Origin of the sequence: Bacillus sp. OV166 (genome assembly GCF_900177675.1) — a bacterium.
Lineage (GTDB): Bacteria > Bacillota > Bacilli > Bacillales > Cytobacillaceae > Neobacillus.
Map to the genome: position 1 here is coordinate 5,242,838 of NZ_FXWM01000001.1, position 16,216 is coordinate 5,259,053.

Genomic DNA, 16,216 nt, shown 5'->3' on the forward strand with positions numbered 1-16,216 from the left:
TTTTATTTGGCGTCAAACCAAGTTGGTCCATAGGCATAGTCCACTTTCAACGGCACCTTCAATTCGAGGGCATTTTCCATCACGTCTGGGACTAACTTCTTTAAAATTTCCAATTCGTCCTCAGGTGCTTCAAATATCAATTCATCGTGGACTTGAAGTAAGAGGCGCGTCTTTAAGCCCTTGTCCTTTAAAGCATCGTCCATATCAATCATTGCTTTTTTTATGATATCTGCGGCACTGCCCTGAATTGGAGTATTCATGGCTGTCCTTTCTGCAAAGCTTCTTATGTTAAAATTACGAGCTGTTATTTCAGGAAGGTATCTTCTTCGCTGCATCAAAGTGGAGACATAGCCCTTTTGTTTTGCCGAGTGAATAATATCATCCATGTATTCTTTGACACCTGGATAGGTATCCAGATAACGATTAATGAATTGTCCAGCTTCTTTCCTTGTAATTCCTAAGGATTGGGACAGACCATAATCACTGATTCCATAAACAATTCCAAAGTTAACAGCCTTGGCCTGACGCCTCATATTGGAGGTTACCTCATCCTTATTGACATGAAAAACTTCCATTGCTGTTTTTGTATGAATATCCATGTCCTCTTTGAAGGCCTGAATCAGCTTTTCATCACCAGCAATATCAGCAAGGACACGCAGTTCGATCTGTGAATAGTCGGCTGCAAAAATGATCCAGCCTTCCTCTGATGGAACAAAGGCTTGGCGGATTTTACGTCCCTCTTCAAGGCGAATCGGTATATTTTGCAAATTAGGATCAATTGAACTTAATCTGCCAGTCGCAGTTAAAGTTTGTTGATACCTGGTATGGACTTTTCCCGTTTTAGGATTAATAACCTTCAGTAATCCTTCTATATAGGTGGATTGAAGCTTACCTAATTGTCTGTATAGAAGAATATGCTCGATGATTTCATGATCTTCTGCTAATTTTTCCAATACATCTGCTGAAGTTGAATGACCTGTTTTCGTTTTCTTAAACGAAGGAAGGTTTAATTTTTCAAATAAAATTACGCCAAGTTGTTTCGGTGAGTTGATATTAAACTTTTCGCCTGCTAATTCACAAATTTTCTCTTCAATCTCGACGAGTCTATCATTTAGCTCCTTACCCATTGTCTGAAGGCGTTCCTGTTCCACCTTGATCCCGCACGATTCCATATCAGCCAAAATCAGGGATAAAGGCATTTCGAGCTCGGTAAATAATTCATACTGTTCATTTTTTCTTAATTCATCTTCTAGTTTTTCTTTTATATCAGACATTGCAAGACTTTTCCGAACAAGATGTTCTCCGAGCTTTGACACTTCAGGGACTTTTCGTTTCGCACCTTTCCCATAAAACGATTCATCCGATTGGATATTATGTAAATCAAATCTTTTCGTTATCGCTGCGAGGTCTTCAATGTTATCTGAAGGATTTATGATATAGGAAGCCATTAGAATATCAAAATCGACCCCTTTTAAATGAATATCATGCCTTCTTAATGAAACTTCGGATCGTTTGGCATCATAAACTGTTTTCTTTTTACTCTCATCTTCCGCCCATTTTTTAAAAGCTTCTGACTGTAATGCCAGGTCAGTTGGCAAATAGAAATGTCCTATTTCATTGACAAGAGAGAAACCGATAATCTCTGCATAATGATAATTATCATCCAGCATTTCAACATAAAAATAATTAGTGTCTGCAAACAGTTCTTCTGTTATTTCAGTTGGAATTTGAAAATCAATATCTTCAAGTTCCTGCTCTTCAATAGTGTCTGGACCTTCTCCAAGCTTGCCCAATAATGAATGAAAGCCTAATTCTTTAAATAAGGCTACTAATTTTTCGCGCGTAAAGCCCTCGTATGCGACGTTTTCTAAATCCACTTCGACAGGTGCTTGTCTTTCAATCGTAGCAAGTTCTTTACTCATTAATGCTTGGTTCTTAAATTCTTCAAGCTTCTCTTTCAGCTTGTTCCCAGTTACTTGTTCAACTGAGTTTAATAAATTTTCGAGGGTTGAAAACTCCTTCAACAATTTGATCGCTGTCTTTTCACCTACCCCAGGAACACCAGGTATATTATCGGAAGGGTCACCCATTAACCCTTTCATATCAATGATTTGTTCTGGTGTAAGTCCATATTTTTCGGCTACATGTTCAGGAGTATATTCTTCAATATCCGTAATACCCTTTCGAGTAATTCCGACGGTTGTAGTGGCGGAAGAGAGTTGGGTTAAATCTTTGTCTCCTGAAATGACTCTTACTTCGTACCCATCCTTTTCTGCAGTTAATGAAAGGGTACCAATGATATCATCGGCCTCATAATTTTCGAGCTCATACCTGGAAATCCCATAAGCATCAAGAAGATCACGGATAAACGGAAATTGTTCGGATAGTTCAGGTGGGGTTTTTTGCCTTCCACCTTTATACTCACTAAAGGTTTTATGGCGAAAAGTAGTTTTTCCAGCATCAAATGCGACAAGTATATGTGTTGGCTTTTCATCTTCAAGAATTTTCATCAACATCATCGTAAAGCCATATACCGCATTCGTGTGGATTCCTTTATCGTTATTAAGCAGGGGTAATGCAAAAAATGCTCGGTAAGCAATACTATTACCGTCAATCAGGACAAGTTTCCTTTTTTCCATTTATATCCACCTTCCAAAAATCATATCGAATATTTATGTAGTTCAATAATAAAGTCGCTTCCTTCACCCAAATTACTTCTGACACTTATGTTACCATGATGCGCTTCTATTAAGTGTTTTACGATTGCTAATCCAAGGCCTGTCCCACCCGAGTTACGACTTCTGGCACGGTCCACTCGGTAAAATCGTTCAAAAATACGTGGAATCTCTTCTTTACTAATTCCTACCCCTGAGTCTTTCACATGGACCCGTACGTTCTCACCATGTTCGAGAAGGATAATTTTTACGTCCCCTTCTGGCGGGGTATAGTTAATTGCGTTGCCGATTAAATTGATAAATACTTGTTTTAAACGGTCCGAATCGCCATTGATTAACACTTGATTTTGCTTGCAGTAAAGTTCAAGCTTGATATTCTTTGCTTCTGCTTTTCCTGTAAGAATCGTGATTACTTCTTTTAATAACATATGTAAATCTATTTCTTGAATGTTTAGTCTGAAGCCTTGCTGCTCTATTTTTGAAAGCTCTAACAGGTCTTGTATAAGTGTTTGCAGGCGATCACTCTCTTTTAAAATGATCGAAAGAAACGCTTCTAATGTTTCTTTATTGTTCATGGCACCGTCCAGCAATGTTTCAGTAAATCCTTTAATAGAAGTTACAGGGGTTTTTAATTCATGCGAAACATTGGCGACAAAATCCTTCCGCATTTGCTCGAGTTTTTTTATTTCGGTTATATCATGTAAAACAATCAGTACACCTTTCCAAACATTATTTGTTCCAATTATCGGGACACCATACACAACAAAATACCTTCGTTCGATCAAAAAAGGCACAAGTAATTGTTCACTTACCTTCTTTTCAGTCCGAAAAACCTCTGCTACTAAATGACAAATTTCTTCATATTCAATCACTTCATAGTAGAGTTTATTTAAATAATCAGTTGGATTCACCTGAAAAATATCAATAAACCCTTTATTAATGAGATTAATGTACCCGCGACTATCTATTAAGACTAATCCTGCTCCCATATTTTCAATTAAAGCACTTAACCGGTCCTGTTGCATTTCTTGTGCTTTAACAAGTTCTTGGAGGTTTTCGGCCAGCATATTGATCGATGACCCAAGCATGCCGGTTTCATCCAGTCGATCTACTTTTGTTCGTGCCCGGTAGTTTCCGTTTGCCAGTTCAATCGCTACATTTGTGGCAGCTTCAATTGGTTTTGTATACTTTGAGGTAATTCTAATGGATAGAAAAATAATTATTATTATTGCAATCCCTAGACAGATGGAAAGGACCCATAAGATTTCAACTTTAAAATGTTCATTTAGAGACTCTAAGTAATAGCTTTTAAACAATTGGCCAAGTAATATTCCTAATCCAACTAAAACCGCCATAATTAATAAGATTAGTGTAATTAGCAGCCCTTTTCGGTATTTGGTCATTCTCCTTTCGGCTCCTCCAATTTATAGCCCAAGCCCCGTAACGTTTTAATATAGGCCGGCTTTTTCGTATCCACTTCAACTTTCTCTCTTAAATGTGATATATGTACATCCACAATTCTAGTATCGCCAGCAAAGTCATAATTCCAAACAGCACTAAGTAATTGATCACGCGTCAAGACGCGGCCTTTATTTTGCGCGAGATAAAGAAGTAATTCAAATTCCTTTAAGGTTAACTCCAAAAGTTGGTCGTTAAAATAAGCCTCATACTTTTCGGGATCGATTCTTAAATTAGCGATCACTAGTTGCCCCGTCTCTTTTTCACTTACGTCAATTGCCTCCGCTTGGACTTGTGTCCTCCTAAGAATTGCTTTCACGCGGGCGATCACTTCTCTAGGACTAAAAGGCTTTACCATATAATCATCTGCACCAAGCTCTAAACCTAATATTTTATCGAGCTCATCATCTTTTGCAGTTAACATTAAAATTGGGGTCATTATACTCTTTTGACGAAGCTGCTTACATACTTCCATTCCATCCAACTTCGGTAACATGAGGTCTAATACAATGATATCAGGGCCTTGTGTCTCTGCAAGATGTTTCCCCTCTTCACCATCCATTGCAGTGATCACTTCATACCCGGCCTGCTCCAAATTATATTTAAGCAAAGTTACAATTGACTGTTCATCATCGACAACAAGTATTTTATTTTTCATAATATCCCCCACTAAAATAAGTTACCTCCATTATAATAATAAAAATTACATATAATCTAGTTTTACAAAACTTTAACATAAAAGGAATGTGGACAGGGGCATCGAAATGAGTTTGAATTTTTTAAAATTATTAACAAAATATCCACTTTTGGTGTCAAATTTCGCCATAATTTTTTATAAAATTAACTATGAAAGGGAGTGAAATATGGCTTACAAACCACGTGTTGAAACAGGTGAATTATTGATCCTAAGAATTTTGAATAAACGAATGAATTTAACAACTGAAGAGCAGCTACATTATAAAAACAAGGAAAAAGGCTTTGAAGGTGAAGTTGAGTTCGATTTATTAACAGAGAAGCTTCAATGTGAGTGCTTTATATTAAACGATCTGCTGCTTGAGGTTAACAATTCTAAATTCCAAATTGATACCACTATTATTTTTCAAGAAACGATTTACCCTTGTGAGATAAAAAATTATGAAGGCTACTTCATTTTCAAACCTGACAGGCTTGAGAGGATTTCCGGTAAAGATTATAAAAATCCACTAGACCAATTGAAACGCACCAAATTCATGCTACGCCAGTTACTGCAAAATCTAGGATATAATATCCCCATTGAGGGAACCGTTGTGTTTATTAACCCCGAGTTTACATTATATCAAGCGCCCCTAAACGACCCCCTTGTTTATCATTCACAACTAAATCGATTCATGAAAAAATTAGATATGCAGCCCTCTCCAAACTAACTAGCCGGCATAAAAAGCTGGCTGACAAGCTTGTTTCCCTTCATCAAATTGAATCACCCTATAGGAGGCTACCACCATATAAGTATACTCAAATGCGAAAAGGGATGACATGTATTACGTGTAATTCATTTAAGATAACTGTTCCCACAGGGGCAAGGAAAGTTGTATGTGATGATTGTGGATGTGAAGAGGGTTTTGAATCAGCCGTACTGCGCAATGTGGAAGAAATAAAGCTATTATTTCCGGATAAAAAAATTACTACTAATTTGGTTTTCGAATGGTGTGGAGTTGTGGGGTCTAAAAAAACCATAAAAAAATTTTTAATGAAAAATTATCGTTCTAATGGGAAGAAAAAATATACCTATTATATATGATTTGACAATCTTATTAAGCCATTTCCTGAATGAACTGTTCTTATCGACCTACACGTGGGGGCCTCAACTCTTTTAGACTTTATGAACCGGTCTTATCGACCAACACGTGGGCGCCTCAACCTTTTTAGGCTTTATGAACCGGTCTTATCGACTAACACGTGGGCGCCTCAACCTTTTTAGGCTTTATGAACCGGTTTTATCGACCAACACGTGGGCGCCTCAACCTTTTTAGGCTTTATGAACCGGTCTTATCGACCAACACGTGGGCCCCTCAACCTTTTTAGGCTTTATGAACCGTACATTTTCTTTTTAACGCAAAAAGGAACGTCTACACATTCCTTTTTTACATCTTTATTAAAAATTATCCAGCGCCCTACCATGTATTTCCTCCAAACGATGTGGAGGACAAACTTTAACCCTTCCCAGTATGACAGTCTCATTTTTTTCATTCATTCCTATGACACTGATCACAATGGTATGTTCATCTCTTACAACCTCGATCACTTCAAACAAAAACTCGACGGTTCCATAATGATATACGGGCTTAGGAAACTCAATATCTTGGCTTAAGATATGGCTCCCTGGTCCGGGTAAATATTTTGAGATGGCAGAGGTTATCATTCCTGTAAGCATAATACTAGGAACGATTGGTTTTTCAAAAGGCGTCTGTGAAGCATAATCATGTTGAATATAGAGAGGGTTTACATCGTCTGTTAAACCTAAATAAAGGAGGATATCCTTGTCTTCTATCTTTTCAGTCATAGACAATTTTTCACCGACAGTAATTTCTTCAATCCTTCTGCCTAACTTTCTTTTCTTACCTAAAAGCATATAACTCCACCTCCGTTGTAAGCGATTTCATTTGTATGCAAAGAAATTCGGGGAAACCCTTGCAGCCCCGAATTTCTCAATTTTAATTTTTTATGCTAACACTTGCATTACATTGCGAACGGATTCTGCTGATTTATCTAATGCAGCTTTTTCGTCAGCAGTTAACTCAAGCTCAATTACTTTTTCAATACCATTTGCACCAAGGATCGTTGGTACTCCGAGGTAAATGCCATCGTAACCAAATTCGCCTTCAAGATAAGCAATGGAAGGAATCACTCGACGTTGATCTTTAAGGATTGCTTCACACATTTCTACTAAAGAAGCTGCAGGCGCATAATAAGCACTTCCATTACCTAGAAGGTTTACAATTTCACCGCCGCCTTTTCTTGTGCGTTCTACAATTGCTTCTAGACGATCTTTAGGAATTAAAGTTTCTAATGGAATACCACCAGCATAGGAGTAGCGTACAAGCGGAACCATGTCATCTCCGTGTCCACCCAATACAAATCCCGTAATGTCTTTAACGGAAAGATTTAATTCTTGAGCAACAAATGTGCGGAAACGAGCACTATCTAGAACTCCAGATTGACCAATTACACGGTTTTTAGGGAATCCTGATTCTTTAAATACAGTATATGTCATTGCATCTACTGGGTTGGTTAGAACAAGAATCGTACAGTTTGGAGAATACTTTACAATCTCCTGTGTAACACTTCTCATTACCTTTTGGTTTGTCTGGACTAAATCATCGCGGCTCATTCCAGGTTTGCGGGCAATACCAGCAGTGATAACCACAATATCAGAATCACGAGTATCTTCATAATTTGAAGTACCTGTAATATTAGAATCAAAGCCTTGTACTGGACTCGCTTCAAGCATATCTAACGCTTTACCTTTTGTTGGGTTTTCCATTTGTGGGATATCAACTAGAACTACATCGCCAAGTTCCTTTTGTGCCAGTAAAAATGCAGTGGTTGCTCCTGTAAATCCGCCGCCGATAACAGATACCTTTTTACGTTTTAATGACATTTTAATTCTCCCCTTTGAACTTTTTAATGTTTCACTTGAATCTAGAAAAGGCAGAAGGGGCTATTTTTATTTACAGCCCGCATCTGCTCTTCACTTTCCCTTCTTATTCCATGTTCTTAATTAGCTCGTCACCGAATTCAGAAGTTTTTACTTCAGTTGCTCCGTCCATTAAACGAGCAAAATCATAAGTTACAACTTTAGAAGCAATTGTTTTTTCAACAGATTTAATAACCATTGTAGCCGCTTCATTCCAGCCTAAGTGCTCAAGTAATAACACACCTGATAAAATGACAGAAGAAGGGTTTACTTTATCAAGACCCGCATACTTAGGTGCAGTACCGTGTGTTGCTTCAAAAATGGCATGTCCTGTTTCATAGTTGATGTTAGCGCCTGGTGCAATACCAATACCACCTACTTGCGCTGCAAGTGCATCAGAAATGAAATCTCCGTTCAAGTTCATTGTTGCAACCACATCAAACTCACGTGGACGTGTAAGGATTTGCTGTAAGAAGATATCTGCAATAGCATCTTTTACGATGATTTTGCCTGAAGCTTCTGCATCAGTTTGAGCCTTATTAGCAGCTTCAGAACCCTGTTCCGCTTTAATGCGGTCATACTGTAACCATGTAAATACTTTATCGCCGAATTCCTTCTCAGCAAGCTCATAACCCCAGTTTTTAAACGCGCCTTCAGTGAATTTCATGATGTTTCCTTTATGCACGAGTGTAACGGATTTACGGCCCTCTTTAATAGCATAATTGATCGCTGCACGTACTAGACGGCTTGTTCCTTCTTCCGAAACTGGTTTAATACCGATCCCTGAAGTTTCAGGGAATCTGATTTTCTTAACACCCATTTCGTTTTGTAGGAAGTCAATAACCTTTTTAACTGCTTCAGTACCTTTTTCATATTCAATACCCGCATAAATATCTTCAGTGTTTTCACGGAAAATAACCATATCCGTATCTTGTGGGCGCTTAACTGGGGAAGGAACACCTTCGAACCATCTAACTGGACGTAAGCAGACAAACAAATCTAATTCTTGTCTAAGAGCCACATTTAATGAACGAATTCCTCCGCCAACAGGAGTTGTTAATGGACCTTTAATGGCAATTAAATACTCTCTGATCACGTCAAGCGTTTCACTTGGAAGCCATTCACCTGTTTGGTTAAATGCCTTTTCTCCCGCTAAAACTTCTTTCCAAATCAATTTACGCTCGCCTTTATAGGCTTTTTCAACTGCTGCATTTAAAACTCGCTCGGAGGCTGCCCAAATATCTGGACCGATACCGTCACCTTCAATAAATGGGATGATTGGATTATTTGGTACATTTAATACTCCGTTTGTAACCGTGATTTTTTCGCCTGACATAGTTGATACTCCCTCCTATTATGTAAAAGAAAAACTAAAAAACTTACACCCTTTGTCTTATCAAAGGTTAGAGAGGTGAGTCTCTAACCTTTTCATACATATCTATTAGACCAATTATTCTAACAAAAGTAAAATATTAACCTCGTTGGTCGATTGCAACATATTTTTGCTTTCCAGGACCAATATAATCAGCACGCGGTCGGATTAACCGGTTGTTCTCATATTGTTCAAGAATATGTGCAAGCCATCCTGATACCCTGCTGACAGCAAAGATTGGTGTCATTAAATCATGATCAATCCCTAAACTGTGATAAACAGAGGCTGAATAGAAATCCACGTTAGGTGGCAAATTCTTTTCACCTGTGACAATGCTTTCAATTTTTTCAGACATATCATACCAGTGAGGTTCGCCCGTTAGTTCAGTTAACTTTTTAGACATTGCTCTTAGGTGCTTGGCACGTGGGTCACCTTGTCGATATACACGGTGGCCAAAGCCCATGATTTTTTCTTTCTTCTCAAGTTTACCACGGATGTATGGATCTACATTTTCAAGGGTGCCAATTTCTTTTAGCATTTTCATTACAGCTTCATTTGCCCCACCGTGAAGTGGTCCCTTTAGAGCTCCGATTGCGGCAGTTACTCCAGAATAAACATCTGATAACGTAGCTACACAAACACGTGCTGTGAATGTAGATGCATTCAATTCATGGTCTGCATGTAATACGAGCGCTTTATTTATTGCTTCTTCAGCAATTGGTGCTGGTTCCTTGCCAGTTAACATGTATAAGAAATTCGCTGCAAAGCTTAAATCCTGTTTAGGAGCGATTGGTTCAAGACCTTTTCTAATACGCGCAAAAGTTGCTACAATAGCAGGCATTTTTGCCTGAAGACGAATCGCTTTTTTATAATTTGAGTCTGAATCCATTAAATCAGCTTCATCATCATAAATGCCTAAAAGAGAAACCGCTGTACGAAGTGCTGCCATTGGATGTACTTCTTGAATTGGAAATAGCTTAAAGTGTTCAATTACTTCCTGTGGAAGTGCTGCATTCTCAGAAAGTTGTTTTTTCAATTCTGCTAACTGCTCTGAATTTGGAAGCTTTAAGTGCCATAATAAATAAATTACCTCTTCGAAACTTGCATTCACAGCTAAATCATCAATGTCATAGCCAACATAGGTTAGCGTGTCATCAATAATTGAACTGATTGAGGATGTTGTTGCCACTACCCCTTCTAGACCGCGTGTTACTGTCATAGTAAATCTCTCCTTCACATTATAAATTTCCCCATACTTTTAAGTAAAAATTACTCCCCTTATTTCATCCTTTAAATTGACTGAGCGATTGCTCAGGTAAAAAGCAAACAAAAAAATACCTATTTCATTTAGAGAAATAAATTGATTAACAATCAAATCAGCATATATATATGTGGTTTATATAAAAAAGGATACGCTTACAAGCCTATTATAAACAATTATCAGACTTTTGTGAACGAAAAGGAACCGAAAAGTACAAAAAAATATTATTTTACAAAATATCTAGGTGAAAAAATTAAAAATTTTCATTGCTGTATAGGCAATCCCAGCTCCAATTAAAGGTCCAACTGCGACCCCTTTAAAAATAGACACAGATAATATCGTGCCAAGAACTAATGCAGTTGTAATCTGCGGATCATCTGCTAGTAACTTAACCCCTCCTTTTGCCAGCATAGCGACAATCATGCCCGAGATCAGGGCAATCCAAGCATATGATGATTTAAATGCTCCTGTTAAGTCTTTAAAACCAATTTCTCCACTTGCAATCGGGACTAATACCGCAATTGTAATAATTGTGACACCCCAATTAATACCTTTGGACTGTATAAATGAGAATGCCTTTGTATCCAATCCTACAACCTTTAAGGTAATGAGCACTGCAATGGCAACCAGTAAGGAACTGTTTTTCGCAATAAAACCAATGACGAGCAATAACAGTAAAAATAAAAATGACTCATTTAGCATGTTCTCACCACCTCCTATTCAAATTATCGTAACATAATACCTGCATAAGCATGAAATTAATGATTGCAATAAGTTTCTGTTCTATCTCCTTGCGAATTCTTAAAATAAAATGTTCGTAATATTTTTAAGCCTATTATATTTATCTGGAAAAGTTATGCAGTTTATTTCATAAAATGTTAAACTAGAACTACCAAACATACATATAAAAGGTTAAAGGAGGTTTGTCTTTGAATCTTAAGTACTTATACCGGACAATACGATTCTTAATTGTAATAGGTGTTATTGTTTTGGCGCTTTACTCTTTTTATTTTCTGTCAAAAGTGACCTATCCATTTTTAATTGGACTAATTATTGCGTTTATGATTAATCCACTTGTAGATATTTTTGAAAAAAAGGCTAGAATGCCTCGTGTATTAGCTGTTTTTATTGCACTTATTATTATTTTTGCCTTATTTGCAGGTTTAATTACACTGCTAATTGCCGAGATTGTCTCTGGTGCTACTTATTTGTCAACGGTAGTCCCAGATCATCTAGATACGTTAATTGAATATATAGAGAAATATTTTACTGCTCAAATTCTTCCGATATATGATCAATTAACAAGTGTGTTTAATAAACTTGAATCAGGGCAGCAGGATACGATTATTGGTAATATACAGAATGTTGGGACGAGAATTGGCTCAACCGTTGGCAATTTTATTCAGAATCTATTTGGGATTATCCCAAATATCATCGCTTGGCTTCCAAATGCAGCTACCGTTTTAATCTTTTCCTTATTGGCTACTTTTTTTATTAGTAAAGATTGGTACCGTTTATCGACATTGGGCGGCAGACTCTTACCTGAGAAAGCAATAACAAGCAGCCGGTCTGTTTTTGTTGATTTAAAAAAGGCGCTGTTTGGTTTTATAAAAGCCCAGTTAACACTGATATCGATTACCACGGTTATTATTCTAATTGGCCTACTTATTCTTCGTGTTGATTACGCGATAACTATCGCTTTAATAACCGGAATAGTGGATGTTATTCCTTACCTGGGTACGGGTGCTGTTTTTGTCCCATGGATTATTTATGTGGCGATTGGAGGCAATACGGGTCTTGCCATTGGCTTAGGGGTTCTTTATATTGTTGTCATCGTTCAACGGCAAGTCATGGAGCCCAAAATCCTTTCTTCTAATATTGGACTTGATCCATTAGCCACACTGATTGCGTTATTTGTCGGTTTTAAATTGATTGGTCTTTTAGGATTAATTGTTGGCCCCGTCACCCTTGTCATTATTAGCACCTTGTATCGTGCTAATGTTTTTCATGATTTATGGGTTTTTATAAAAGGAAAAGAGGTTTGAGACTTCTTAATAAGAAAAGTCAGCCCCAAATTGGATGCTGACTTTTCTTATTTTATGATTTTAATATTTCCTTTATTAATCCGTCTTCGCCACGCTTTGATGATTAGAAATTTTATCGGCTTTCTTGTTGGAGGGAAAAGAAATAGGAACCCGGTAACATCAGTGATAAATCCTGGCGTTAGTAAAAGTGTTCCGCCAATTAAGATGCAAATTCCATCTAAAAGAGCTTCGCCTGGAATCTGACCGGAGCTTAGTTGTTCCTGCACCCTTCTGATTGTCTGGAGTCCCTCTCTTTTGGCTAAATAAGCCCCAATGATTCCTGTTAATAAAATTAGAGCAATGGTTGGCCAAACACCGATAGCTTTACCTGAAAAAAGTAAAACACCAATATCCATAGCAGGAATTACAATGATCAACAAAAATAAATAACGCATAGATGGTCCCCTTTCAAATGCTTATTCTTATTATATTACCAATGGGGATGATTTTGTGGTTATTAAAAAAAAGAAGGGGTTTCCCCTTCTTTTTCCCTTATCTGCTCTTATAAGACACTAGCATGTCCGTTGTAGATAACTCCACTAGTAGCATCTACGGTTATTTCTTGGCCATCTTTAAACAATTCTAAGGCATTATCTACCCCAACAACCACTGGGATGCTAAGGTTTAGTCCAACCACTGCTGCATGGCTTGTTAATCCGCCCTCTTGGGTAATAACAGCCGCACATTTTTCAAGTGCTGGCACCATATCGCGATCCGTACCAATTGTCACAAGAATCGAACCTTGCTTTACTTTTTCTAAAGCTTCTTTCGCATCATGGGCAACTACCACTTTACCAAAGGCTGTTCTACGGCCAATTCCTTGTGCTTTTGTAATAATATCGCCGACAACATGGATTTTCATTAGGTTTGTTGTACCGGCTTCACCTACTGGCACACCAGCAGTAATAACAACTAAATCACCACGCTTAACGATACCACTATTTAAGCTTTCTTCAACGGCAATATCCAGCATTTCGTCTGTTGTGGTTGCAACCCTTCCAAACTGCGTGTAAACACCCCAAACAAGGGATAGACGCCGGCATACATGTTCAACGGAAGTTACCGCAACAATCGCTGCTTTCGGACGATATTTAGAAATCATTCTAGCAGTATGACCGCTTTCAGTTGGGGTAATAATCGATTTTACATCAAGATTTAAAGCAGTATGTGCGACAGATTGTCCAATCGCATCTGTAAGATTATGTTCTGCATCTTTACTGCGGCTTGAAAGTATTTCTTTATGATCTAAAGCTGATTCTGCTCTGGAAGCAATATTGTGCATCGTTTGGACTGCTTCCACAGGATATTGTCCTGCAGCAGTTTCACCAGAAAGCATGATTGCGTCAGTTCCATCAAATATCGCATTCGCTACATCACTAGCTTCTGCACGAGTTGGTCTAGGATTTCTCTGCATGGAATCAAGCATTTGAGTCGCAGTAATAACTGGTTTGCCCTGCGCATTACATTTCTTAATTAACATCTTTTGGACAAGTGGAACCTCTTCAGCAGGGATTTCTACGCCAAGATCTCCACGAGCAACCATTAAGCCATCAGAAATTTCTAAGATTTCGTCAATGTTATCGACGCCTTCCTGGTTTTCAATCTTAGGAATAATGTGGATATGTGTAGCATTATTTCCTTCTAATAACTGACGGATTTCTAAAACATCCTTTGCACGTCGAACGAAAGAGGCAGCAATAAAATCAACACCTTGTTCAATTCCGAAAAGAATATCTTGAGTATCTTTTTCTGTAATTCCAGGCAGGTTCACTGATACACCTGGAACGTTAACGCCTTTTTTATTTTTCAATGTACCGCTATTTAAAATTTTGGTATGGATTTCATTCGCCGATTTATCCACATTCGTTACTTCTAAGCCAATTAAGCCATCATCTAAAAGAATCTTTGAGCCTACATGGACATCTTCAATTAGCCCTGGATATGTAACTGAAAACTTTTGAAGAGTTCCTTCTACTTCGGTCATGGAAACGATAATATTTTCTCCAGCCGTTAGCTCAAGTGCACCGTTTTCCATGTTGTTTGTCCGAATTTCAGGACCTTTTGTATCTAATAGGATGGCAACGATTTTGCCAGTTTGTCTGGATGCTTCGCGAATATTTTGGATTCGTGCACCATGTTCTGCAAAATCTCCATGTGAAAAATTTAATCGAGCTACGTTCATACCCGAATTGATTAATTGTGTTAATTTTTCAACGCTTTCACTAGCTGGACCAATCGTACAAACGATTTTTGTTTTTCGTAACATTCTTATTTTTCCTCCCGTATTAGAAAAGCAATTTTGCCATTTCTTAAATTCATAAATCCTTAAATCGATAATTCCATAGAAAGTTTGTAAAGATCACGATCTAAAGTATGTTGTCGGCCAAGTGCTTCAATGATGTCATAATCTACAAGCTGATTCTTTTCAATCCCTACTGCTCGGCCGCCTTTCCCTTCAATAAGAAGCTCAACTGCTCTTGCTCCTAATCTGCTTGCAAGAACTCTGTCAGCTGCAGTTGGTGAGCCACCGCGTTGAATATGACCTAAGACAGAAACTCTCGTATCAAAGTTTGTTGCCTCCTGAACTTGCTGCCCAAGCTCAACACCACTGCACACACCTTCAGCAACAACAATAATACTATGCTTTTTACCGCGTTCCTGCCCTTTTCGAAGTTTTTCAACGATATCATTCATGTCATAGCCTTCTTCAGGTATTAAAATCGTTTCTGCACCGCCAGCAAGTCCTGCCCAAAGAGCAATGTCCCCAGCGTTTCGCCCCATTACTTCAATAATAAAAGTTCTTTCATGAGAAGTCGCAGTGTCACGAATTTTATCTAATGAATCGATAACTGTATTTAATGCTGTGTCAAACCCAATCGTAAGTTCTGTCCCAGGAATATCATTATCAATCGTACCCGGAACCCCAACACACGGATAGCCATGTTCTGTTAACGCTTTTGCCCCACGGTAAGAACCATCTCCACCGATAACCACTAGGCCTTCAATTCCATGTGCTTTTAGCTGCTCGATCCCTTTTTGCTGTCCTTCTTTTGTTTTAAATTCTGGGCAGCGTGCCGATTGGAGCATTGTCCCGCCGCGCTGAATAATATCTCCAACAGAACCAAGTTCAAGCTTTTTAATATTTCCAGAAATTAATCCCGTATAACCACCATAGATACCATAAACCTCAAGATTGTGATAAATTGCTTTCCGAACCACAGCACGAATTGCTGGATTCATCCCTGGGGAATCTCCACCACTTGTAAGTACTCCTATTTTTTTCATGGTTACCACCTCAATTTTTAATTTAAAAAAATATGTATATCCTCATTTGAAATAGAAAATAAAGCTACGATCCTATAAAAATTACTTCTTTTATTATTTACATAAAACCCTCGAATATTTATAAAATAACATGAAGAAATAACTATAACAACCTTATGGTATTAGTAATTATAATAGGCAGAATAATCTATTAACTGGAAACGCTTTATTCACTCTTGTAAGCGTCATCAACAAACTTTTTATGGATTTCTGGTGAACATTTTGTGAATTTTAAAAAAGCGGAAGCGCCCGTTTAGTTGCGTATGGACTGGAGCGCTCCAACTGAGATAAATGAAAATTGAAAAGCGGAAGCGCCTTGTCCAGGGGCGACAGGCATAAGACGAGCCGGCTTGAAGGTTGCTTTTTAAC

General features: G+C 38.0%; 13 protein-coding genes. 2 read left to right on the top strand and 11 right to left on the bottom strand.

Features of this window, described 5'->3' with window-relative positions; all coding sequences use genetic code 11:
* Positions 1–2 precede the first annotated feature (2 nt).
* Genes polA through CCK98_RS25845 form a run of 3 tightly spaced genes read right to left on the bottom strand, consistent with a single transcriptional unit; the run spans position 3 to position 4,791 of the window.
* The gene (polA, locus tag CCK98_RS25835; RefSeq protein ID WP_088089220.1) at positions 3–2,639 is read right to left on the bottom strand and encodes a DNA polymerase I; all 2,637 of its coding nucleotides are present in this window, start codon (positions 2,637–2,639) and stop codon (positions 3–5) included.
* 20 nt (positions 2,640–2,659) lie between these two features.
* On the bottom strand, positions 2,660–4,078 hold the full coding sequence (gene pnpS, locus CCK98_RS25840; RefSeq protein WP_088089221.1) for a two-component system histidine kinase PnpS: 1,419 nt from the start codon (positions 4,076–4,078) through the stop codon (positions 2,660–2,662).
* Entirely contained in the window at positions 4,075–4,791 is a 717-nt protein-coding gene (locus CCK98_RS25845) for a response regulator transcription factor (protein WP_088089222.1), read from the bottom strand. Before CCK98_RS25845 ends, pnpS begins: the two co-directional genes overlap by 4 nt.
* Before the next feature lie 205 nt (positions 4,792–4,996).
* Here CCK98_RS25845 and CCK98_RS36865 point away from each other — a divergent pair, with 205 nt between their 5' ends.
* A complete protein-coding gene (locus CCK98_RS36865) occupies positions 4,997–5,536 on the top strand; it encodes a nuclease-related domain-containing protein (protein WP_306298968.1) in 540 nt (179 codons plus the stop codon).
* 728 nt (positions 5,537–6,264) lie between these two features.
* On the opposite strand, the gene CCK98_RS25855 is transcribed toward CCK98_RS36865, so the two are convergent.
* The 5 genes from CCK98_RS25855 to CCK98_RS25875 all read right to left on the bottom strand — a co-directional run bounded on the left by CCK98_RS25855 (position 6,265) and on the right by CCK98_RS25875 (position 11,141).
* Positions 6,265–6,741 carry a MaoC/PaaZ C-terminal domain-containing protein gene (locus tag CCK98_RS25855; protein ID WP_088089223.1) on the bottom strand — a complete coding sequence of 159 codons (477 nt, stop codon included), beginning with the start codon at positions 6,739–6,741 and terminating at the stop codon, positions 6,265–6,267.
* Between the two features lie 90 nt (positions 6,742–6,831).
* Entirely contained in the window at positions 6,832–7,770 is a 939-nt protein-coding gene (gene mdh, locus CCK98_RS25860) for a malate dehydrogenase (RefSeq protein WP_088089224.1), read from the bottom strand.
* Between the two features lie 103 nt (positions 7,771–7,873).
* The gene (icd, locus tag CCK98_RS25865) at positions 7,874–9,142 is read right to left on the bottom strand and encodes an NADP-dependent isocitrate dehydrogenase (protein WP_088089225.1); all 1,269 of its coding nucleotides are present in this window, start codon (positions 9,140–9,142) and stop codon (positions 7,874–7,876) included.
* 136 nt (positions 9,143–9,278) lie between these two features.
* Positions 9,279–10,397, bottom strand: coding sequence for a citrate synthase (gene citZ / locus CCK98_RS25870; RefSeq protein ID WP_088089226.1), 1,119 nt, complete (start codon positions 10,395–10,397; stop codon positions 9,279–9,281).
* A 282-nt stretch (positions 10,398–10,679) separates the two neighbouring features.
* Complete coding sequence (locus tag CCK98_RS25875) at positions 10,680–11,141, bottom strand: DUF441 domain-containing protein (protein ID WP_088089227.1); 462 nt, start codon at positions 11,139–11,141, stop codon at positions 10,680–10,682.
* Between the two features lie 227 nt (positions 11,142–11,368).
* Here CCK98_RS25875 and ytvI point away from each other — a divergent pair, with 227 nt between their 5' ends.
* The gene (gene ytvI, locus CCK98_RS25880; RefSeq protein ID WP_088089228.1) at positions 11,369–12,484 is read left to right on the top strand and encodes a sporulation integral membrane protein YtvI; all 1,116 of its coding nucleotides are present in this window, start codon (positions 11,369–11,371) and stop codon (positions 12,482–12,484) included.
* Between the two features lie 47 nt (positions 12,485–12,531).
* Here ytvI and CCK98_RS25885 read toward each other — a convergent pair whose 3' ends face one another.
* The 3 genes from CCK98_RS25885 to pfkA all read right to left on the bottom strand — a co-directional run bounded on the left by CCK98_RS25885 (position 12,532) and on the right by pfkA (position 15,808).
* Entirely contained in the window at positions 12,532–12,918 is a 387-nt protein-coding gene (locus CCK98_RS25885) for an FxsA family protein (RefSeq protein ID WP_088089229.1), read from the bottom strand.
* 107 nt (positions 12,919–13,025) lie between these two features.
* Positions 13,026–14,789 (bottom strand): pyruvate kinase, encoded by a 1,764-nt coding sequence (gene pyk / locus CCK98_RS25890; RefSeq protein ID WP_088089230.1) that lies wholly within the window; start codon positions 14,787–14,789, stop codon positions 13,026–13,028.
* A 59-nt stretch (positions 14,790–14,848) separates the two neighbouring features.
* Positions 14,849–15,808: a 6-phosphofructokinase gene (pfkA, locus tag CCK98_RS25895; protein WP_088089231.1), complete on the bottom strand. Its 960-nt coding sequence runs from the start codon at positions 15,806–15,808 to the stop codon at positions 14,849–14,851.
* Positions 15,809–16,216 lie beyond the last annotated feature (408 nt).